At 72.6% G+C, this 20,828-nt stretch carries 18 protein-coding genes; 12 read left to right on the top strand and 6 right to left on the bottom strand.

Annotation, left to right across the window (positions count from 1 at the left end; genetic code table 11):
- The first annotated feature begins 200 nt into the window (after window positions 1-200).
- The 7 genes from Q6349_RS06470 to Q6349_RS06440 all read left to right on the top strand — a co-directional run bounded on the left by Q6349_RS06470 (window position 201) and on the right by Q6349_RS06440 (window position 6,704).
- Window positions 201-1,166: an ABC transporter substrate-binding protein gene (locus tag Q6349_RS06470; RefSeq protein WP_304603382.1), complete on the top strand. Its 966-nt coding sequence runs from the start codon at window positions 201-203 to the stop codon at window positions 1,164-1,166.
- Window position 1,167: 1 nt separating this feature from the next.
- Window positions 1,168-2,094, top strand: a complete 927-nt coding sequence (locus tag Q6349_RS06465) for an amino acid ABC transporter permease (RefSeq protein WP_171247335.1) — start codon at window positions 1,168-1,170, stop codon at window positions 2,092-2,094.
- Window positions 2,091-2,897 (top strand): amino acid ABC transporter ATP-binding protein, encoded by an 807-nt coding sequence (locus Q6349_RS06460; protein ID WP_304603381.1) that lies wholly within the window; start codon window positions 2,091-2,093, stop codon window positions 2,895-2,897. The genes Q6349_RS06465 and Q6349_RS06460 overlap by 4 nt, the downstream gene beginning before the upstream one ends.
- Window positions 2,894-4,141: a M20/M25/M40 family metallo-hydrolase gene (locus Q6349_RS06455; protein WP_304603380.1), complete on the top strand. Its 1,248-nt coding sequence runs from the start codon at window positions 2,894-2,896 to the stop codon at window positions 4,139-4,141. Before Q6349_RS06460 ends, Q6349_RS06455 begins: the two co-directional genes overlap by 4 nt.
- Window positions 4,138-5,412: a cyanophycinase gene (locus tag Q6349_RS06450; RefSeq protein ID WP_304603379.1), complete on the top strand. Its 1,275-nt coding sequence runs from the start codon at window positions 4,138-4,140 to the stop codon at window positions 5,410-5,412. The genes Q6349_RS06455 and Q6349_RS06450 overlap by 4 nt, the downstream gene beginning before the upstream one ends.
- Before the next feature lie 86 nt (window positions 5,413-5,498).
- Window positions 5,499-6,371, top strand: coding sequence for a MurR/RpiR family transcriptional regulator (locus tag Q6349_RS06445; RefSeq protein WP_171247338.1), 873 nt, complete (start codon window positions 5,499-5,501; stop codon window positions 6,369-6,371).
- A 33-nt stretch (window positions 6,372-6,404) separates the two neighbouring features.
- On the top strand, window positions 6,405-6,704 hold the full coding sequence (locus Q6349_RS06440) for a DUF1905 domain-containing protein (protein WP_304603378.1): 300 nt from the start codon (window positions 6,405-6,407) through the stop codon (window positions 6,702-6,704).
- A gap of 11 nt (window positions 6,705-6,715) precedes the next feature.
- Here the strand turns inward: Q6349_RS06440 and Q6349_RS06435 are convergent, their stop codons facing one another.
- Together Q6349_RS06435 and Q6349_RS06430 are read right to left on the bottom strand one after the other, a co-directional pair.
- Window positions 6,716-7,351, bottom strand: coding sequence for a MarC family protein (locus tag Q6349_RS06435; protein WP_369810827.1), 636 nt, complete (start codon window positions 7,349-7,351; stop codon window positions 6,716-6,718).
- Window positions 7,339-8,199 carry a PHP domain-containing protein gene (locus Q6349_RS06430; RefSeq protein WP_304603377.1) on the bottom strand — a complete coding sequence of 287 codons (861 nt, stop codon included), beginning with the start codon at window positions 8,197-8,199 and terminating at the stop codon, window positions 7,339-7,341. The genes Q6349_RS06435 and Q6349_RS06430 overlap by 13 nt, the downstream gene beginning before the upstream one ends.
- Window positions 8,200-8,281: 82 nt before the next feature.
- On the opposite strand from Q6349_RS06430, the gene Q6349_RS06425 reads away from it, so the two are divergent.
- Entirely contained in the window at window positions 8,282-9,040 is a 759-nt protein-coding gene (locus Q6349_RS06425; RefSeq protein ID WP_304603376.1) for an alpha/beta fold hydrolase, read from the top strand.
- A 55-nt stretch (window positions 9,041-9,095) separates the two neighbouring features.
- Complete coding sequence (locus tag Q6349_RS06420; protein WP_304603375.1) at window positions 9,096-10,625, top strand: aminopeptidase P family protein; 1,530 nt, start codon at window positions 9,096-9,098, stop codon at window positions 10,623-10,625.
- A gap of 17 nt (window positions 10,626-10,642) precedes the next feature.
- On the opposite strand, the gene Q6349_RS06415 is transcribed toward Q6349_RS06420, so the two are convergent.
- The 4 genes from Q6349_RS06415 to Q6349_RS06400 all read right to left on the bottom strand — a co-directional run bounded on the left by Q6349_RS06415 (window position 10,643) and on the right by Q6349_RS06400 (window position 14,713).
- Window positions 10,643-11,272 carry a CYTH domain-containing protein gene (locus Q6349_RS06415; protein ID WP_304603374.1) on the bottom strand — a complete coding sequence of 210 codons (630 nt, stop codon included), beginning with the start codon at window positions 11,270-11,272 and terminating at the stop codon, window positions 10,643-10,645.
- Between the two features lie 28 nt (window positions 11,273-11,300).
- A complete protein-coding gene (locus tag Q6349_RS06410; RefSeq protein WP_304603373.1) occupies window positions 11,301-12,158 on the bottom strand; it encodes a D-alanyl-D-alanine carboxypeptidase family protein in 858 nt (285 codons plus the stop codon).
- A gap of 165 nt (window positions 12,159-12,323) precedes the next feature.
- Window positions 12,324-13,376 (bottom strand): hemolysin family protein, encoded by a 1,053-nt coding sequence (locus Q6349_RS06405; protein ID WP_304603372.1) that lies wholly within the window; start codon window positions 13,374-13,376, stop codon window positions 12,324-12,326.
- A complete protein-coding gene (locus tag Q6349_RS06400) occupies window positions 13,373-14,713 on the bottom strand; it encodes a hemolysin family protein (protein ID WP_304603371.1) in 1,341 nt (446 codons plus the stop codon). Before Q6349_RS06400 ends, Q6349_RS06405 begins: the two co-directional genes overlap by 4 nt.
- A 137-nt stretch (window positions 14,714-14,850) precedes the next feature.
- On the opposite strand from Q6349_RS06400, the gene Q6349_RS06395 reads away from it, so the two are divergent.
- The 3 genes from Q6349_RS06395 (at window position 14,851) to Q6349_RS06385 (ending at window position 20,783) form a co-directional block, all read left to right on the top strand.
- Complete coding sequence (locus Q6349_RS06395; RefSeq protein ID WP_171247347.1) at window positions 14,851-15,579, top strand: response regulator transcription factor; 729 nt, start codon at window positions 14,851-14,853, stop codon at window positions 15,577-15,579.
- Window positions 15,580-15,581: 2 nt separating this feature from the next.
- A complete protein-coding gene (locus Q6349_RS06390) occupies window positions 15,582-16,676 on the top strand; it encodes a cell wall metabolism sensor histidine kinase WalK (protein ID WP_304603370.1) in 1,095 nt (364 codons plus the stop codon).
- 267 nt (window positions 16,677-16,943) lie between these two features.
- The gene (locus tag Q6349_RS06385) at window positions 16,944-20,783 is read left to right on the top strand and encodes a multifunctional oxoglutarate decarboxylase/oxoglutarate dehydrogenase thiamine pyrophosphate-binding subunit/dihydrolipoyllysine-residue succinyltransferase subunit (protein WP_304603369.1); all 3,840 of its coding nucleotides are present in this window, start codon (window positions 16,944-16,946) and stop codon (window positions 20,781-20,783) included.
- The last annotated feature ends 45 nt before the right edge of the window (window positions 20,784-20,828 follow it).

Here is a 20,828-nt window from a genome sequence, read left to right as displayed (position 1 = left end):
GGCCGGCCCCGTCCCCCCGGCGGGTGGGGCGGGGCGCGCCCCCCCCCCCCACGACCGGAAAGGGCGCGGACCGTCACGGTCCGAGCCCTTTCTCGTGCCCCAAGGTCACGAAATGGTCAACAACACGCGTTACATCTAGACACGCTTCTGCTCGGGCTGGAATGTTTGTTACATCACACCGACCGACAGGAGCTGACACGATGCACCGCTCGCCGATCGCACGACCGCTGGCCGCCCCGGTGGCCGCCCTCGCCGTCCTCGCTCTCGCCGCCTGCTCGCCCTCGGAGGCGGACGAGGCCGGGTCGTCCGCCGGGACCACCCCGGGCGCCACCACGGAGGTGGCCGGTGTCGACATCGCCGTCGAACCCGACATCCGGGCGCTCCTGCCGCAGCAGTACCTCGACGCCGGCGTCGTCCGCGTCGCGACCGACGTCCCCTACCCGCCCTTCGAGATGTACGTCGAGGAGGGGTCCGACGAGATCACGGGCCTCGACCACGACCTCGGCCAGGCGATCGGCGCCGTGCTGGGCGTCGACTTCACCTTCGCCGCCCAGAAGTTCGACGGCATCATCCCGGCGATCCAGGCGGGCAAGTACGACGTCACGATCTCGGCCATGACGGACACCGTCGAACGGCAGGAGGCCCTGACCTTCGTCGACTACTCCGCGTCCGGCACCGGCATGCTCGTCGCCGACGGCAACCCGGAGGGCATCACGACCTACACGGACCTGTGCGGCCGACCCGTCGCCGCGCAGGCCGGGTCCAAGCAGGTCGAGCTGGTGCAGGACTGGGCCGCCGAGTGCGAGGAGTCCGGCGCCGAGCCGGTGGAGCTCAAGACGTACCCCAAGGACTCCGACGCTCAGCTGGCGATCCGCAGCGGCGCCGTCGTGGCCTCGGTCCTCACCAAGCCCTCCGCGGGCTACGTCGCCAAGACCGCCGACGACGGGGCGGCCTTCGACAGCATCGACGACCCCGCCGCCCCGAACGGCTACGACGCCACGCTCAACGGCATCGGGATCGCCAACTCCGCCACCGGGCTGCCCGAGGCGATCCAGGCCGCGCTGCAGTCCCTGATGGACGACGGCACCTACACCACGATCCTCGACGAGTACGGCCTGACGGGCATCGCCATCGACGAGGCCACCATCAACGGTGCGACGTCCTGACATGCCGACCACCGTCGCCCCGCACGAGCCCGCCACCACCCCCACCGACGCCCAGCTCCCCGTCGTCCCCCTGCGGCACTGGGGACGGTTCACCGTCGGCGCCCTGGTGCTGGCGGTCTCCGTCTGGTTCCTGCTCGCCGTGGGCCGCAACCCGAACCTCGACTGGCCCACGGTCGGCGAGTACCTCTTCGCCCCCCTGACCTTCCGCGGGCTGTTCGTCACCGTCTGGCTGACGTTCGCCGGCATGGTCATGGGCATCGTCGGCGGCACCGTCGTCGCCGTCATGCGGCTGTCGTCGAACCCGGTCCTGCGCGTCGTCGCCGGCGTGTACATCTGGGCGTTCCGGGGAACGCCGATCCTCATCCAGATCATCTTCTGGGGGTTCCTCGGCGCGTTCATCCCCACCATCTCGGTGACGGTGCCGTTCACCGACGTCGTGCTGTTCTCCGCCCCCACGTCCCAGCTCGTGCCGGCCACCGTCGCGGCCCTGCTCGCCCTGGGCCTCAACGAGGTGGCCTACGCCGCGGAGATCGTCCGGGCCGGCATCCAGTCCATCGACAAGGGCCAGACGGAGGCCGCCAAGTCGCTCGGCCTCACGCCCGCCCAGACGCTGCGCCGGGTGGTGCTGCCGCAGGCGATGCGCGTCATCGTGCCGCCGATGGGCAACGAGACCCTCACGATGCTCAAGACGACGGCGCTGGTCTCGGTCATCGCCGGCCAGGACCTGATGTCCAACCTGCAGGCCGTGTACGCGCAGAACTTCAAGGTGATCCCCCTGCTGATCGTGGCGAGCATCTGGTTCCTGGTGCTGACGACGCTGCTGACCGTCCCCCAGCGATGGCTCGAGCAGCGCTTCGGCCGCGGCGTCGACCCCGGCGCCACCCGTCGCCCGCTGTCGCGGGCCCTGATGCCGAGGAGGACCCGATGACCGCTCCCGCCACCGATGCGCCGCTCGCCCACGCCGGGCCCGAGGACCCGCTGGTCGACGCCCGCGGTGTCGTCAAGTCCTTCGGCAGCACCCAGGTGCTGCAGGGCATCGACCTCGCCGTCCAGCCCGGACAGGTGGTCTGCCTGCTCGGGCCCTCCGGCTCGGGCAAGTCCACGTTCCTGCGCTGCGTCAACCATCTCGAACGGATCGACGGCGGCCGCCTGCTCGTCAACGGCCACGACGTCGGGTACGAGAAGCGCCGCGGCAAGCTCTACGAGCTGTCCGAACGCCGGATCGCGCGACGCCGGGCCGACATCGGCATGGTCTTCCAGCGCTTCAACCTGTTCCCGCACCGCACCGCCCTGGAGAACGTCATGGAAGGGCCGGTGGTCGTGCGCCGCCGGGCCCGCACCGAGGCCGCCGACCGGGGCCGCGAGCTGCTCGACCGCGTGGGGCTGGCCGACAAGGCCTCGTCGTACCCGTCGCAGCTCTCGGGCGGCCAGCAGCAACGCGTCGCCATCGCGCGGGCGCTGGCGATGGACCCACGGCTCCTCCTCTTCGACGAGCCCACGTCCGCGCTCGACCCGGAGCTCGTCGGCGAGGTGCTCGACGTCATGCGGGACCTCGCGGCCGACGGTATGACCATGCTCGTCGTCACGCACGAGGTCGGCTTCGCCCGCGAGGTCGCCGACGTCGCCGCGTTCATGGCCGACGGCGTCATCGTCGAGTCCGGCGACCCCCGACAGGTCCTGGGCGACCCCCGCCACGAGCGCACCCGGTCCTTCCTCGCGAGGGTCCTGTGACGGGCGTCGAGCAGGCGACGGCCACCGCCGGCCCCTCGGCCGAGAGCTCCGTCCTGCTGCGCCGGGCCACCAGCTCGCTCGCGCGGTACGCCGAGGAGCTCACGGAGCTGACGTCGTTCGACTCGGGCACCTGGAACGCCGCGGGCACCCGTCGCGTGGTCGCCTGGTGCGCCGCCCGGGTCGAGGCGCTCGGTGCACGGACCCGGATCGTGGAGCTGGACGGTGACGGTCCCGCCGTCGGACCCGCCCTGGTCGCGCGTCTGGCGGTGCCGACCGACGCCCAGGTCCTGCTCGTCGGCCACGCGGACACGGTCTACCCGGACGGCACCGCGGCGCGGCGCCGCACCCGCCGTGCCGGGCGACGGGTCCTCGGGCCGGGCGTCAGCGACGACAAGGGCGGGGTGCTCGCCGGCATCCACGCCATGGAGCTCCTCGCGGACCTGCCCGGCCCCCGTCGCGGCGAGGTGGTCCTGCTCGTCAGTCCCGACGAGGAGGTCGGTTCCCCCCGCAGCGTGGGGCTCCTGACGTCCCTGGCCAGGACGGCCGACGTCGTGCTCGGCCTGGAGTGCGCACGCGAGAACGGCGACCTCGTCCGGGCGCGCAAGGGCGTGTGCGACGTCGACATCACGTTGCACGGCCGGTCGGCCCACGCGGGGATCGAACCCGAGCGCGGCGCGGACGCGGCGCTCGCCGCGGCCCGGCTCGTCGTCGCGCTGCACGAGGCGGCCCGCACCCGCGACGGCGTCTCCCTCAACGTGGGGGTCGTGCGGGCCGGGTCCCGCCCGAACGTCGTGGCCGACGTCGCCGAGCTCCGGCTCGAGGTCCGCGCGACGACCGCCGTCGCCCTCGACGAGATGCTCGGCACCGTCGACGCGCTCGTGGACGACCTGGCCGCGGCGGGCGTGAACGGCACGACGGCACGGTCCGGTCACTGCCCTCCGTTCGAGCCGACGCCCGCCTCCACCGAGCTCCTGCGTCGCGCGGTCCGCCGGGCGCAGGACCTGGGACTCACGGTCGCCGGCGCCGCCACGGGCGGGGTCGGCGACACCAACTTCGCCGCCGCCACGGGCACGCCGGCGCTGGACGGCCTCGGTCCGGTCGGCGGCGGCGACCACAGCGACGCCGAGTGGCTCGACCTGTCCTCGGTCCCCGCACGCGTCGCCCTGCTCGCCGGCCTCGTCCTCGACGTCGGTCGTTCCACCACCACCCCGCACGACCGACCCGCACGAAAGGACGACCGATGACGTCAGCACGGCACTCCCGGACGATCGCGATCCTGCTGGGCACCGCCCTCGCGGTACCGCTCACGGCGGCCACCGCCGCCCAGGCAGCACCTGACCCCGACGGCGGCCAGCTCGTGCTGGTCGGCGGTTCCCTCGACGACGACAACGAGGAGGTCTACGGCGAGATCGTCGACCGGGCGGGCGGCGCGGACGCCCACATCGGCATCGTCACCGCAGCGGCGATCCCGGCCTCCCAGGACCCCGACGCCGGGACGCAGTGGGCCAACAACGCGGAGTTCAACGGCACCTACTACGCCGACATCCTCGAGGGCTTCGGCGCCGGCGAGACGACGTGGATCCCGCTCGACCTCGACCACCCCGAGGTGGCGTCCGACCCCGACGTCGCCGCCCAGGTCGCGGACATGACCGGATTCTTCTTCGGGGGCGGCGACCAGTACCGCTACGTCACCCTGATGACGGAGGGCGAGGCGCAGGCCGACACCCCCCTGCTGGCGGCGATCCGCGACCGGTTCGAGGCCGGCGCGGTCGTGGCCGGCACCTCGGCCGGCATGCAGATCATGGCCGGGCAGGACATGGTGACCGGCGGCGAGAGCTGGGAGGCCCTGGTCGACGGCAGCGCCCCCGGCTACTTCGCCGACCCGACCGAGCTGGGGTACCTGCCCGAGGGCGGGTTCGGCTTCTTCACCTCGGGCCTGCTCGACACCCACTTCGGGGCCTGGGGACGGCAGGGCCGTGCGATCCGCCTCGCCGCCGACACCGGCCAGGACCGTGTCTTCGGCGTCGACCCCGACACCGCGCTCGTCGTGGACGCGGCCGGCACCGACCACGAACGTCTGACGGTGCTCGGCGCGAACGGCGTCAACGTGCTCGACCTGCGCGAGGCGCACCACCGGACCACCGCCGACGGATGGGCGATCTCGGCGGTCCGCTGGTCGTGGCTGAGCGCGGGTGACGGCTACGACGCCGCGACGTCGACCCCGGTGGCCGCCGAGGGCTCGACCGTGCTGCGCCCGGACACGCACGGCGTCGAGTCCCGGAGCACGGACGTGTTCTCCTCCCTGAACGGGGACGGCACCGAGTTCGTGCTCACCGACCTCGCGCTCGACCTCGCGTCGTCGCGCGACCGCACGATCACCGGGACGACGGTCGAGGACGACCCGACCTACGAGGTCCGCCTGCTCGAGGGGGCGGGCTTCCGGGCACGGTCGACCGACGGCGCCCGGGCGACGTCGTTCGAGGACCTCACGGTGTCCCTCCGGCCCCGTCCCTGAGCATCGTGAGCCGCGCCGGGCGGCGTGGCGAGCACGGCGACCGCCGCTTGCTACGCTGCCCGGCACCAGCACAGACAGGAGGTGCCGTGACCACGAGCACCCAGCCGTCGGGCCTGGCCGACCAGATCCGTCGCCGCCTCGGGGACTGCACGCCGGCCGAGCGCAAGGTCGGGCGCGTGCTGCTGTCCGCCTACCCGTCGGCCGGGTTCGAGACCGTCGCCGTCCTCGCGGCACGGGCGGGGGTCAGCGGTCCGACGGTGGTGCGGTTCGTCTCGCGGCTCGGCTTCTCCGGCTTCCCGGCCTTCCAGGCCGCGCTGCGCGCCGACCTCGACGACCGCAGCGCGTCCCCGCTGTCGCTCTACCGGTCCCGCGACGTCGCCGACGCGACCGGCGCCGACGAGGCGCTGGCACGCTACGCGCCGGCCGCCGAGGAAGCCGTCCGGCGGACCTTCGCCGACCTGCCGCCGAGCGACTTCTCCCGCGCCGTGGACCTGCTCGCCCGCGACGCACGGCGCGTGCTCGTGGTCGGGGGCCGGTTCAGCCGGCTGGTCGGGCTGTACCTCGTCCAGCACCTGCAGCAGATGCGGCCGGACGTCGAGTACGTCACGGACCGCCCCGAGGGACGCACCCACGCCCTGGCCGACCTGGGGCATCGTGACGTCCTCGTCGTCTTCGACTACCGACGCTACGAGAAGGACTCCGCCCGCCTGGCGCAGTTCGCCGTCGACCGCAAGGCGTCCGTGGTGCTCTTCACCGACGTGTGGCTCTCCCCCGTGGCCTCCCTGGCGGACGCGGTCCTGCCGAGCGACACCGGGACCGCCTCGGCCTACGACGCGATGGCGCCGGCGATGGCGCTGGTGGAAGCGGTCGTGTCGGCCGTCCTCGCCGAGCTCGGCGACGTCGCGCACCGGCGCATGGAACGCATCGAGTCGGTCGGGGCGGCGCTGGACGTCTTCTGAGCCGCCGTAGGGGGCCTGACGTACCGTGTGCCCGTGGAGCTCACGTTCACCGCACCGCTGTGGCGGTGGGACGCACGGCAGGACGACTCCTGGTGGTTCGTCACCGTGCCGCCGGACGAGTCCGACCTGCTCGCCGACGTCCCGCTGCCGCCCCGCGGCTTCGGGTCGATCCGCGTCCGGGTCCGCGTCGGGTCGACGACGTGGCAGACGTCCGTGTTCCCGTCCCAGGACCAGAACGGCTACGTGCTGCCGATGAAGAAGGCCGTGCGACAGGCCGAGGGCCTGGAGCCGGGCGCCGCGGTCGAGGTCACCCTCTCCCCGCTCGACGCCTGACCCCAGGACCCTCACGCCGTCGCGATGAACTCCATGACGCCGTCGGCGATCTGCTGCACGGCGATCGCGGCGAGCAGGATGCCGGCGATCCGGGTGATGAGCGTGACGCCGGAGTCCTTGAGCACGCGGTGCAGCACCTCGGCGAAGCGCATCGCCAGGTACAGCGAGACGTGCACCAGCACGATGGCGAGCGCGATGGCCGCCACCGGGGGCACCCAGTCCCCCTCGATGTCGGCCTGCTGCACGAACACCATCGTGGCCACGATCGCGCCCGGTCCTGCCAGCAGGGGGGTACCCAGCGGGACCAGGGCCACGTTCGCCCCCGGTGTCGCCGCCGTCGCCTCGCCGGTGTCGAAGTGGCCGATGAGCAGCTGCATCGCCACGATGAGCAGCAGCAGACCCCCCGACGCCTGCAGCGCGGCGAGCGAGATCCCCATGTACGACAGCAGCTGCTGACCGAAGAGCGCGAAGACCACGATCACGCAGAACGCGACCGTCACCGCCTGCAGGGCCGCACGGCTGCGCTGCTTGGCCCCCATCGTGGAGGTCAGCGCGAGAAACACCGGGATCGTCCCGGGCGGGTCCATGATCACCCACAGCGTCACGAAGACCTGGGTGAACAGGGTCAGGTCGATCATCGTGTCCACGGCCGCAGCACCTCCAGCGTTCCCCTCTCCTCGATCTCCGCCAGCACGTCCGGGTCGGTGGTGTGCTCGCCCAGGCGATTCTGCTTGCCGACCCCGTGGTAGTCGCTCGCACCGGTGACGAGCAGCCCCAGCTCGCGCGCGAGCCCCCGCATCCTGTCACGGTCGTCGGCGGAGTGGTCCCGGTGGTCGGCCTCGAGCCCGGCCAGGCCGACCTCGGCCAGCTCGGCGATCGTCTCCTCCGTGACCACGCGCCCGCGCCGGCCCGCCCGCGGGTGCGCCATGACGGGCACACCGCCCGCGGCCAGCACTGCCCGCACGGCGTCCGCGGTGTCCGGGGCGTAGTGCGGTACGTAGTACGGGGCTCCCGGGTGCAGCATCGTCGCGAACGCCTCGTCACGGTGCGCGACCACCCCGGCCGCCACCAGGGCGTCCGCCAGGTGCGGCCGGCCGACCGTGGCGCCGCCGTGCGTCTGGGCCACGACGTCCTCCCACGTCACCGGGTAGTCCTCGGCGAGGCGCTCGGTCATGCGCCGGGCCCGCTGCACGCGGTCGTCCCGGGTGCGCTGCAGCTCCGCCAGCAGCGCGGGGTGCTCCCGGTCGTGCAGGTAGCCGAGCAGGTGCACGCTGATCCCGCCCTCGGGCGTGCGCGCCCGCGTCGAGATCTCGATGCCGCGCACCAGCGCCACGCCGGTGTCCGCCACGGCTGCCGCCGCCTCGTCCCACCCGGCGGTGGAGTCGTGGTCGGTCAGCGCCACGACGGTCACGCCGGCCGACGCCGCGGCCTCGAGGACGCCGCGTGGGGTGTCCGTGCCGTCCGAGGCACGGGAGTGGGTATGGAGGTCGATCACGCGCCAAGTGTAGGGAAGCGCCGCCATGCCCTCACACGCTCTCCACGCGCCCCCCGACGGGCGGGCGCACCGGAGGAGGAGGATGGAGATCGTGAGTGCCGCCCTGCTCGAATCCCACGCCCCGACGACACCGACCCGACAGGTCGGTGTCGTGCTCGTGCACGGCATGCGCCAGGACGGCTCGGCCTGGGCGCGGCAGGTGGACCACCTGGAGGCGCTGGGGCACTCGGCCGTCGCCGTCGACCTGCCCGGTCACGGACGGCGGATGTCCGAGCGCTTCTCGTTCCGTCGGGCCTGGGACCACCTCGACGACGCCGTCGCCTCGTTCCCCCGCGACACCCCGGTGATGATGGTCGGCCAGTCGCTCGGCGGCTACGTCTCCCTCGGCTGGGCCGCCCAGCGGACGACGCCGGACGAGGACCGACCGCTGCTCGGCGTCGTCGCCTCCGGGTGCAGCACCGAGCCGCGGGGCAAGCCCGTCCGCCTGTACCGGGACGTGGCCGACGGGCTGGTCCGCGCCGGGAGCTCCGTCATGCGCCGCCTGGCTCCCGGAGCCGGGAACGACCGGGACGACCGGCCGGGCTGGGACCTCGTCACCGACGCGCTGGGCGAGCTGTCCGGCTGGTCGGCGCTGGCGGACCTCGAGGCGGTCGACGTCCCGGTGTGGCTGGTCAACGGGGCACGCTGCCACCTGCGCTGGCAGGAGCAGCGCTTCGCCCGGACCGCGGACCGGGGTGCGCTCGTCGTCGTCCCCGGGATCGGCCACGACGTCCACCTGGACGCACCGGACGACTACAACCGCGTGCTGAGCCGCGCGCTGGCGGACTTCGCCCGCGACTGACCCCCGCCGGTCCGGGAAGCCTCACCCGGCCCTCCCGAGGTGCGAGACTGGGCCCATGAGCGACACCACCCCGGTCGACCGACCCAGCGACGAGACGATCACCGAGCGCGGCAGCAACCGTTCGCAGCGCCCGACCTCGGACGCGTTCAAGCAGTTCATCACCTCCCGGTGGGCGCCCCGGCAGGACCTCGGCATCACGCCGGGCCGGGCCGTCCCGTTCACCGCGGCCCGGCGGGCCCGGCTCTCGGCGCGCTTCGCCGGCACCCGCCTGGTGATCCCCGCGGGGCCGCTGAAGCAGCGCTCGAACGACACCGACTACCGGTTCCGACCGCACTCGGCGTTCGCTCACCTCACCGGTTTCGGCACCGACCAGGAGCCCGACGCCGTGCTGGTCCTGCACCCGACCGCCGAGGGCGAGGGCGACGGCGGCTCCCAGCACCACGCCGTGCTGTACGTGCGTCCCCTCGCACCGCGCGACACCGAGGAGTTCTACGCGGACTCCCGCTACGGCGAGTTCTGGGTCGGCGCCCGTCCGACGCTGGACGACGTCACCACCGCGACCGGCATCGAGGCCCGCCACGTCGACGAGCTGCGGGAGGCGCTGGCCAAGGACGTCGGCACCGACGGCGTGCAGGTGCTGGTGATCGCCGAGGCCGACGAGGAGATCACGGCGGTGATCGAGGCGATCCGCACCGAGGCCGGCACCCAGGAGCAGGCGCAGGACGACGCCCTCGCCGAGGCCGCCTCCGAGCTGCGCCTGGTCAAGGACGAGCTCGAGGTCGAGCTCATGCGTGACGCCGTCGCGCGCACGATCGAGGGGTTCGAGGAGGTCGTCCGCTCCCTGCCGCGGGCGGTGGAGCACCGCCGGGGGGAGCGCGTCATCGAGACGGCGTTCGACGCCCACGCCCGGCTCGAGGGCAACACGGTCGGCTACGAGACCATCGCCGCCGCCGGCGATCACGCCACGACGCTGCACTGGATCACGAACGACGGCGTGGTCCGCCGTGGCGAGATGGTGCTGCTGGACGCGGGCGTCGAGATCGACGAGCTCTACACCGCCGACGTCACCCGCACCCTGCCCGTGGACGGCGAGTACACCGAGGTCCAGCGCCGGATCTACACCGCGGTGCTCGACGCCGCCGACGCCGCGTTCGCCGTGGCGAAGCCGGGGGCGCGGTTCCGCGACATCCACGCCGCCGCGATGGAGGTCATCGCCGCCCGGCTCGAGGAGTGGGGCCTGCTGCCCGTATCCGCCGAGGAGTCCCTGTCGCCGGAGGGTCAGCAGCACCGCCGCTGGATGGTGCACGGCACCTCGCACCACCTCGGCCTCGACGTGCACGACTGCGCGCAGGCCCGCCGCGAGATGTACCTCGACGGCGTCCTCGAGCCCGGGATGGTGTTCACGATCGAGCCCGGCCTGTACTTCAAGGCGGACGACCTGGCCGTGCCCGAGGAGTACCGCGGCATCGGCGTGCGCATCGAGGACGACGTCCTGGTCACCGCCGACGGCAACGAGAACCTCTCGGCGGCGCTCCCCCGGCGGCCGGAGGACGTCGAGGCCTGGATGGCCCGGCTGCGCGGCTGACCGGAGGGCCGGCCGCGCTACAGGCCGCCGAGCTCCTGGTTCGGACCGAAGTCCTCCCGGAACGCGGGCCCGTGCGCGGCCAGCTCCTCGGCGTAGGCGGCCGCCCACTCCCCGTAGGGCCGCACGGCCAGGGACTCGTTGGAGAAGCGGCGGTCGTCGGTGATCTCGGTGACGCAGAAGTCGGGGATCTGCAGCTCGGTCACCGGGCCGGACCGTTCGCACTCGGCCACGACCAGCGGGTGGTTCGCGCCGCCGAAGACGTCGATCGACCAGCCGTCCGCGCCGAGCCAGGCGGCGTAGCGCGTCTTGACGACGCGCGCGCCGCCCCGGCGCACGAGCTCGACCGCGACGAGGGTGTCGAGCTCCCGCTCCGCCTCGTAGCGCGTGCCGCCGGCGGAGGGCCCCTTGACCGTCATCGCGGCGAAGTCGACCCGGTCACGCCACCGGGCGAGGACGTCGCGGGCGTCGCTCGTCGCGTCGAGGGCCGCGTCCACTCCGCCGGCCTGGGCACGGACGCGCAGGGCGTAGCCGCCGTCGGACAGGTAGTAGGACTGGACGATCAGCGACGGCGCGTCGCGCAGGACGTCGGGCAGGTCGCGCACCAGGAAGCGCCGCTCGAACTCGAAGTCGGAGTAGTCCGTGGCCATGGGTCGAGACTACGCCGCCGTGCTCGGCTCAGTGCCAGTAGGAGACTTCCTCGACGCCGGCACGGAACTCGAAGTGCCACGGCTCGTACTTGCCGGACCCGCCCCGCTGGGCCCACGGCGGGTTCTCCCACCCGTAGGCCGGCGCGTTGTCCCAGAGCCAGCCGTAGACCTCCGAGCTCCCCGTCTCCTTCGAGCACAGGTCGATCGCGAGTCCCCAGCCGTGCATCGAGGTGCCCGGCGTCGCCGCGAGGTAGCCGCGGCTGGCCTTCACGGCGTACTGGGAGGACAGGGACCGGTAGCTGTCGACCAGGCAGAGGTTGCGGCCGAACCGCGCGTTGAACGCCTCGTTGAGGGCGCTCAGGGCGACGGCGGCGTCGGGCCGCAGCTGTTCGCCGGGCTGCCAGAGGTCGCACAGCGAGTGGTCGGCGAGCTGCCCGTTGCCGCCGTCGACCGGGGCCGAGGGGTCGCAGTCGGGCAGCGGCTCACGGTCGGCCGAGGCGCGGCTCGCGACGTCGACGGTGTTGCGCTCGCGCGGGACCGCGGCGATGGAGGACGCGGTGGGCGGCGTCGACGCGCCGGACTGGAGCAGCGCGAGCGTGGAGGGACCCGACGAGGTCGGGTCGTCCAGGTCGAAGGGCGACCGCTCGTCACCCTGCGCACCCGCGGTCAGCGGCCCCGCGATGGTCGCGGCGGCCAGGGAGCCGAGCACGGTCGCCCGGGTGATCCAGGTGTGCCCCGCCGGGGCGGCGTGGGCCCCGCGGGACCGTGCCCGGCCCCCCGCGGGCCGACGGGTGCGGGCCGTCCGGCCCGACCGGCCCTGCTCGGCCTCACGGATCTCTCGGCGGGAGCGCGGGGTCGCGTCGTCACCCTGCGGCGTCGCGTCCACTCCACCTCCTGCGTCCGGCCGCGCTCTGCGTGGCCATGTCGTGCATCTCCCGGTCGACCTGCGACGACGTCGCTTCCGCGAACCGCCGGTGTCGGTCTGTGACCGCACCCTAGCGGTGGCCCGCCCCCCGTCCAAGTCCCCCCTTGTTCACACCTTGTTCATGCCTCAACGCCGGCGCTGCATCGCGTCACGAACCTCGCCGACGAGCTCCTCGAGGATGTCCTCCAGGAAGACCACGCCGACCGTGCGTCCGCCGTCGTCGACCCGGGCGAGGTGCGCACCGGAGCGCTGCATCGCCCGCAGCGTGTCCTCGACCTCGTCGGTCGGGGCGACCGTCGCCATGGCGCGGACGCGCCACGTCGGGACCGGCCGGGAACGGTTGCCGTTGGTGGCGTACAGGACGTCCTTGAGGTGCAGGTAGCCCAGCAGGCTCCGCGCACCCTCGGCGTCGTCCGGTGCGGCCATGGGGAAGCGGCTGTAGCCGGTGCGGGACACCTCGTGCTCGACGTCGTCGGGCGTGGCTCCGGGTGACACGGTCACCAGGGCGTCGACAGGCACCATCACGTCCCGCGCCGTACGCGAGGAGAACTCGATGGCTCCCGTGAGCAGTCCCTCGTCGTCCTCGAGCACGCCCTCGGCGCGCGAGGCCTCGACGATCGACTGCACCTCCTCGACGGTGAACGCGGAGGCCACCTCGTCCTTGGGCTCGACGCCCAGCAGGCGGATCACGTGGTTCGCGATCCAGTTGAGCGCCACGATGACGGGGCGCACGAACCGCGCGATGAGGACCAGCGGCGGCGCGAACCACAGGGCGGCACGCTCCGGACCGGTCACCGCGAGGTTCTTCGGCACCATCTCGCCGAGCACGACGTGCAGGTAGACGACGATGCCGAGCGCGATGACCAGCGCCACGGGGTGCACGAGCTGCTCGGGGATCCCCATCGTCTCGAAGGGACCCTCCAGCAGGTGCGCCAGGGCGGGCTCGGCGATGATGCCGAGCCCCGTGGAGCACACCGTGATGCCCAGCTGGGCGCAGGCCAGCATCAGGGACACGTTCTCCATCGCCCACAGCACGACCTTGGCGCGCTTCTCCCCCGCCTCGGCCCGGGGTTCGATGGTGCTGCGCCGCACGGACAGCACGGCGAACTCCGCCCCCACGAAGAAGGCGTTGCCCACCAGCAGCAGCAGACCGATCAGCAGGGCGCTCCCGGTGCTCATGCGGATCCCTCCTGCCGCGACCGCGCGCGCAGCCGTTCGATGCGTCGTCCGTCGATCAGGTCGACACGGAGCACGACGTCGTCGACCTGGACCTCGTCCCCGATCTCCGGGAGCCGTCCCAGGTGCGCCATCACCAGACCGCCGAGCGTCTCGTAGGAGGGCGCCTCCGGGACGCAGAGGCCGGTGGCCTCCTCCAGCTCGTCGGGGCGCAGGACGCCGGGGACGGACCAGGCGCCGTCGGCCAGGCCGGCGACCCCGCCACGGCGGCGGTCGTGCTCGTCGGTGACGTCGCCGACGAGCTCCTCGACGACGTCCTCCAGCGTCACGACGCCGGAGGTGCCGCCGTACTCGTCGACCACGACGGCCATCTGCAGGCCCAGCCCCCGCAGCTCGACGAGCAGCGGGCCGAGGCTGACGGTCTCGGGCACCCGCGGGGCCTCGACCATCAGCGCACCGGCCGGCACCTCGTCGCGGCGCTCGAAGGGCACGGAGACCGCACGGCGCAGGTGCACGAGGCCCACGACGTCGTCCCGGTCGTCGCCGATCACCGGGAACCGGGAGTGGCCGGTGCGGTGGGCGAGCGAGACGACCTCCGTCGCGCTGGTGTCACGGTTGACCACCACCATGCGGGTGCGATCGGTCATGACGTCCCGGGCGACCAGCTCGTCGAGCTCGAGCAGGTTCGCCAGCAGCGTCGCGGTGCCCTTCTCGAGCGTCCCCTCCTGGGCCGACCGTCGGACCAGCGAGACGAGCTCGGTCGCCGAGCGCGCACCGGAGAGCTCCTCGCGCGGCTCGACGCCCATCCGGCGCAGGATCGCGTTGGCGGACCCGTTGAGGACGCGGATGAGCGGCCCCGCGGCGATCGTGAAGGCACGCTGCAGCGGCACCACCGCCCGCGCGGTGCCGTGCGGCGCCGAGAGGGCGAAGTTCTTCGGGATGAGCTCGCCGAAGAGCATCGAGAACCCGTTGACCACGACGAGCGCGAGGGTGAAGGCCAGCACGGCGGACACGCCCTCGCCCAACGGCGTCCCGGCGAAGGACGCCCCGAACAGCGACAGCAGCGCCGGCTGGGCGGTGTAGCCCAGCAGGATGGTGGTGGCGGTGATCCCGACCTGCGCGGAGCTCAGCTCCGTCGACAGGTGCTTCAGCCCGGCTCGGACGATGCGGTCCCGACGATCGGGGCCTCTCCGGCCGGGCGGGGGACTGTCGCCCTCCTCGTCGTCGGCCCCCACGACCGCGGGGTCGAGGGTCACCAGGGAGAACTCGCTGGCCACGAAGATCGCGGTACCGGCGGTGAGCAGCACACCGACACCGAGCATGAGCACGTCGGTCAGCACGGCAGACTCCAGCTGCTCGGCGGACCGGTATATCGACTGTCGTCCATCGTGACCAGATCGTATCGGCTCCGCGGCAGCGCCCGCCACGCCCGCCTCTGCCCAGCGAAACCTGAGGTTGTGCGTGCAAGATAGGGGTCATGACCACCACTGCGAGCGGGCCCGGCCAGGGCCAGCAGAACGCCACCGTCCTCGTCGTGGAGGACGAGCCGGCCATCGCGACGGCCATCGCACAGCGCCTCTCCGCCGAGGGATGGCGGGTCGAGGTCGCCCGCGACGGGCTCGCCGGCGTGGACGCCGCCGCCCGCCTGCACCCGGACGCCGTCGTGCTGGACGTGATGCTGCCGGGGCTCGACGGGCTGGAGGTCTGCCGCCGGATCCAGGCCGAGCACCCGACGCCGATCCTCATGCTCACCGCCCGGGACGACGAGACCGACATGATCATCGGCCTCGGCGTGGGCGCGGACGACTACATGACCAAGCCCTTCTCGATGCGCGAGCTGGTCGCCCGGGTCAAGGCCCTGCTGCGCCGCGTGGAGCGTGCCGCGCAGGCCGCGGCGTCGGCACCGGCCGAGCCTCCGCTCGTCGCCGGCGACGTGACGATCGACCGCGCCCAGCGGCGGGTGCACCGTGAGGGCGAGGAGGTGCACCTGACGCCGACGGAGTTCGAGCTGCTGGTCATGCTGGCCAGCGCGCCCAAGACGGTCCAGACCCGGGAGAAGCTGCTCGCGGAGGTCTGGGACTGGGCCGACGCCAGCGGCACCCGCACCGTCGACTCCCACATCAAGGCGCTGCGTCGCAAGCTCGGTTCGGAGCTCATCCGCACGGTGCACGGGGTCGGCTACGCGTTCGAGCCCCCGGCGGACTGAGCGTGGGAGCCGCTCACGACGACGGCGGTGACCGACGGCGCGAGCACCGCCTCCGGGACGTCCGCCCCCTCGACCCGATCCACTCGCTCAAGGCCAAGCTGGGGCTGCTGGTGGTCGCCAGCGTCACCGTCGGGGTGCTCATCACCTGGGTGGGTCTGCGCAACGACCTCGGCCCCAGCCGCACGTTCCCGCTGGCGATCATCGTCTCGCTGGTGCTCACCCAGCTCCTGGCCCGGGGCATGACGTCCCCCCTGCGCGAGATGACGGCCGCGGCACGGGCCATGGCGGACGGCGACTACTCGATCCGGGTGCGCTCGACCAGTCGCGACGAGGTCGGTCAGCTCGCCGAGGCGTTCAACACGATGGCGGGCGACCTGGAGTCGTCCGACCGGATCCGCCGTGACCTGATCGCGAACGTCTCGCACGAGCTGCGCACGCCCGTCGCCGCCCTGCAGGCACAGCTCGAGAACCTCGTCGACGGGGTCTCCGAACCCACCCCGGCGACGCTCGAGCTGTCGCTGCAGCAGACCGAGCGGCTCACGCGGCTCGTCACCTACCTGCTGGACCTGTCGCGCGTCGAGGCCGGCGCGTCGGCGCTGACGCTGACGCAGTTCTCGGTGGGCGACTTCCTCGAGGAGTGCGCGGAGTCCATGTCGATGGTGGACGCCGCCAAGGGGTTGGCGTACGTCGTGGACGTCACCCCCGAGGACCTCGTGCTGGAGGCCGATGTCGAACGGATCCGGCAGGTGGTGACCAACCTGCTGCAGAACGCGATCCGGCACTCGCCGCACGGCGGCACGGTGCGCCTGGACGCCTACCCGGAGCAGGACGACGTCGTCATCGAGGTGAGCGACGAGGGGCCCGGCATCGCGCCCGAGGACCGCGAGCGCGTCTTCGAACGGTTCGCCAGCGGCGCCCCGAGCGTCCGGTCGGTGGCGAGCACGAGCGGCGGCACCGGCATCGGTCTGGCGATCGTGCGGTGGGCCGTGGACCTCCACGGCGGTCACGTCGCGGTCGCCGACACCGAGTCCGGCGCGACGATGCGGGTGACCCTGCCGGCCGAGGCGCGGCCCGCTCCGGGCGTGACCACCGAGTAGGAGCACCCCGCCGATCGTGAGATCGGTCACACGGGCCGCCGTCCGACCCGCGGCCGTGAGCCGGTCATGACGCCGGACGAGACAACGACACCCGCACCTTTGACGACCGATTACCCACCCGTCACGCACGGGTGGGCAAGACCTTGTCCACCGCGCCAAGGCGCCGACCCCGGGCGCTGCAGAACCGGCAGGACGGCTTACGCTGGTGGGGTCCGACCATCGGACGGCAGTACCAAGCATGCAATCTGGGAAGTGGGCGATCCGGGCGTGGTGTCCCCCAAGGCAGGGTCAGAGTCGATCAGCGCCGAGAGCGCGTCGTTCGGAGCCAACGAGTGGCTCGTCGACGAGCTCTACGAGCAGTACCTGAAGGACAAGAACGCGGTCGACCCCGCGTGGTGGGACTTCTTCGAGGACTACACCCCGGGCGAGTCGGACGAGGCGCCGTCGAACGGCTCCCCGGCGCCGACCGAGACGACGGCGGCCTCGGCCGCGTCCGCCCCGGCCGAGGGGGAGACCGAGACCGAGGAGCCCTCGCGTGCTGAGCAGGGGACCTCCTCGGCCGCGGACGGGACCGCCGCGGCGGAGGTCTCCCAGGCGTCCGCGCCCGCCCCCGTACCGGCCGACCCGGAGATCTCCGCGGCCGACGCGCCGGTCGCCGAGGCGCTGCCCGCCACGGCTCCCTACGCCGAGGTCGCCCGCACCGAGCCGGCGTCCGACGAGGACGAGGCCACGGACGACGTGCAGAAGCTGCGTGGTCCCGCGGCGCGCGTGGTGACGAACATGGAGGCCTCGCTCGAGGTGCCGACCGCGACGTCGGTGCGCGCGGTCCCCGCCAAGCTGATGGTCGACAACCGCATCGTCATCAACAACCACCTCAAGCGCGGCCGCGGCGGCAAGATCTCGTTCACGCACCTCATCGGCTTCGCACTCGTCGAGGCGCTGGCCGACATGCCGGTCATGAACGCGCACTACGAGCACACCGACGGCAAGCCGCACGTGGTCCACCCCGCGCACGTCGGGTTCGGCCTCGCCATCGACCTGGCCAAGCCGGACGGCTCGCGCCAGCTGCTCGTGCCGAGCATCAAGAAGGCCGAGGAGCTCGACTTCGCGGGCTTCTGGGCCGCCTACGAGGAGCTCGTGCGCAAGGCGCGCGGGGGCAAGCTCGGCATGGACGACTTCGCCGGCACCACGATCTCGCTGACCAACCCCGGCGGCATCGGCACCGTGCACTCGGTCCCCCGCCTCATGCAGGGGCAGGGCACCATCATCGGCGTCGGCGCCATGGACTACCCGGCGGAGTTCGCCGGCGCCTCCGAGGAGCAGCTCGCCCGGATGGGCGTCTCGAAGGTCATGACGGTCACGTCGACCTACGACCACCGCATCATCCAGGGTGCGCAGTCCGGCGAGTTCCTCAAGATCCTGGCGGGCAAGCTGCTCGGCCTGGACGGCTTCTACGACCGCGTCTTCGCGGCGCTGCGGATCCCCTACGAGCCGGTGCGCTGGGTCCGCGACAACACGGTCGACGCCGACGTCGAGGCGGCCAAGCCCGCCAAGATCGCCGAGCTCATCCACTCCTACCGCTCGCGCGGCCACCTCATGGCGGACACCGACCCGCTCGCCTACCGCCAGCGCAAGCACCCCGACCTCGACATCCAGAACCACGGGCTGACGCTGTGGGACCTGGACCGGTCGTTCCCGACCGGCGGCTTCGGCGGTACGCCGAAGGCGACGCTGCGCGACACGCTCGGCCTGCTGCGCGACTCCTACTGCCGCTCGATCGGCATCGAGTACATGCACCTGTCCGACCCGACCCAGCGCAAGTGGTTGCAGGACCGGCTCGAGCACGGCTACGCCCGCACCCCGCGCGAGGACCAGCTGCGGATCCTGCGCCGGCTGAACTCGGCCGAGGCCTTCGAGACGTTCCTGCAGACGAAGTACGTCGGGCAGAAGCGGTTCTCCCTCGAGGGCGGCGAGGCCGTCATCCCGCTGCTCGACGCGATCCTGTCCAAGGCCGCCGAGAACGGGCTCGACGAGGTCGGCGTCGGCATGGCGCACCGCGGTCGTCTCAACGTGCTGGCCAACATCGCCGGCAAGAGCTACGGCCAGATCTTCAAGGAGTTCGAGGGCCAGATCGACCCGAAGTCGGTCCAGGGCTCCGGCGACGTCAAGTACCACCTCGGCACCGAGGGGACCTTCACCGCCGAGTCCGGTGCCACGACGAAGGTCTACCTGGCGGCCAACCCGTCCCACCTGGAGGCCGTGGACCCCGTCCTCGAGGGCATCGTGCGGGCCAAGCAGGACCGGATCGACCTCGGCGGCGACGGGTTCTCCGTGCTGCCGCTGCTCATCCACGGCGACGCGGCCTTCGCGGGCCAGGGTGTCGTGCCGGAGGTGCTCAACCTCGCCCAGCTGCGCGGCTACCGCACCGGCGGCACGATCCACGTCGTCATCAACAACCAGGTCGGCTTCACCACGGGCCCGTCCTCGTCGCGTTCGACGACGTACTCCACCGACGTGGCCAAGGGCTACCAGGTCCCCGTCTTCCACGTGAACGGTGACGACCCGGAGGCCTGCGTCCGCGTGGCCGAGCTCGCCTTCGCCTACCGCGAGCAGTTCGACCGGGACGTCATCATCGACATGGTCTGCTACCGCCGGCGCGGGCACAACGAGGGCGACGACCCCTCGATGACGCAGCCGCTGATGTACAACCTCATCGAGGCCAAGCAGTCGGTGCGCAAGCTCTACACGAAGAACCTCGTGGCCCGCGGCGACATCACCGTCGAGGAGGCCGAGCAGGCGCTCAAGGACTACCAGGCACAGCTCGAGCGGGTCTTCACCGAGACCAAGGGCTCGTCCTCGTCCGACCGTTCCTCCGGCACGGAGGAGATCGCCGGGCTGGAGCGTCCGGAGTCGCAGCGTGAGGACGCCGGCACGATGGTCGGCTGGAAGACGGCGATCCCGCACGCCGTCCTGGAGCGCGTCGGTGACGTCCAGGTCCAGCCGCCCGAGGGCTTCACGGTCCACCCCAAGCTCGGCAAGCTGCTCGAGAAGCGCCAGCTCATGGCCAAGGAGGGCGACATCGACTGGGGCTTCGGCGAGCTCGTGGCCTTCGGGTCGCTGCTCATCGAGGGCACGCCGGTGCGGCTCGCGGGGCAGGACTCGCGCCGCGGCACGTTCACGCAGCGACACGCCGTCCTGCACGACCGGCACACGGGTGCGGAGTGGACCCCGCTGCTGTACCTGTCGGGCGACCAGGCGAAGTTCTGGGTGTACGACTCCTCGCTGAGCGAGTACGCGGCCCTCGGCTTCGAGTACGGCTACTCGGTCGAGCGCCCGGACGCCCTGGTGCTCTGGGAGGCGCAGTTCGGCGACTTCGTCAACGGCGCGCAGACCGTCATCGACGAGTTCATCTCCTCCGCCGAGCAGAAGTGGGGCCAGAACTCCTCGGTCGTCATGCTGCTCCCGCACGGGTACGAGGGACAGGGTCCGGACCACTCCTCGGCCCGGCCCGAGCGGTTCCTCCAGCTCGCCGCGGAGAACAACATCAGCGTGGCGCAGCCGTCCACGCCGGCCTCGTACGCGCACCTGCTGCGCCGCCAGGCCTACGCCCGTCCGCGACGCCCGCTCGTGGTGCTGACCCCGAAGCAGCTGCTGCGCCTCAAGGCCGCCGCCTCCAGCGTGGAGGACTTCACCACCGGCACCTTCGAGCCGGTGCTCGGGGACCCCGCGGTGGCCCGCGGGGACGTCGACCCCGCCGACGTCCGTCGTCTGGTGCTCTGCACGGGTCGCGTCTACTACGACCTGGCCGCCGAGCGCAGCAAGCGCGGGGACACCAGCACGGCGCTGGTGCGCCTCGAGGAGCTGTACCCGTTCCCCGAGGAGCAGGTGCGCGAGCAGATCGCCACGTACCCGGACGCCGAGGTCGTGTGGGTCCAGGACGAGCCGCAGAACCAGGGTGCGTGGTCCTACCTGCACCTGGCGATGCCGGAGGACCTGCCCCGGGTCCAGGTCATCTCCCGACCGGCGTCGGCGTCCACGGCCGCCGGCACCGCGAAGCGGCACAAGGAGGAGCAGGAGATCCTGCTCGACCAGGTCTTCACCCGCTGACGGTCCGGCCAGGCAGCACGAGCACGAGAAGGGCCCGGGAGCATC

The sequence above is a fragment of the Isoptericola sp. 178 genome (genome assembly GCF_030586525.1).
GTDB classification, from domain to species: Bacteria; Actinomycetota; Actinomycetes; order Actinomycetales; family Cellulomonadaceae; genus Isoptericola; species Isoptericola sediminis.
The sequence above is the reverse complement of the archived record's forward strand: the minus strand, read 5'-3'. Positions and strand labels throughout refer to the sequence as shown.

Bases quoted from the DNA above. Each gene is read 5' to 3' on its own strand.
- Q6349_RS06465 (WP_171247335.1), top strand. From the start codon at position 1,168: ATGCCGACCACCGTCGCCCCGCACGAGCCCGCCACCACCCCCACCGAC.
- Q6349_RS06470 (WP_304603382.1), top strand. From the start codon at position 201: ATGCACCGCTCGCCGATCGCACGACCGCTGGCCGCCCCGGTGGCCGCC.
- Q6349_RS06415 (WP_304603374.1), bottom strand. From the start codon at position 11,272: ATGGCCACGGACTACTCCGACTTCGAGTTCGAGCGGCGCTTCCTGGTG.
- Q6349_RS06450 (WP_304603379.1), top strand. From the start codon at position 4,138: ATGACGTCAGCACGGCACTCCCGGACGATCGCGATCCTGCTGGGCACC.
- Q6349_RS06425 (WP_304603376.1), top strand. From the start codon at position 8,282: ATGGAGATCGTGAGTGCCGCCCTGCTCGAATCCCACGCCCCGACGACA.
- Q6349_RS06395 (WP_171247347.1), top strand. From the start codon at position 14,851: ATGACCACCACTGCGAGCGGGCCCGGCCAGGGCCAGCAGAACGCCACC.
- Q6349_RS06420 (WP_304603375.1), top strand. From the start codon at position 9,096: ATGAGCGACACCACCCCGGTCGACCGACCCAGCGACGAGACGATCACC.
- Q6349_RS06460 (WP_304603381.1), top strand. From the start codon at position 2,091: ATGACCGCTCCCGCCACCGATGCGCCGCTCGCCCACGCCGGGCCCGAG.
- Q6349_RS06405 (WP_304603372.1), bottom strand. From the start codon at position 13,376: ATGAGCACCGGGAGCGCCCTGCTGATCGGTCTGCTGCTGCTGGTGGGC.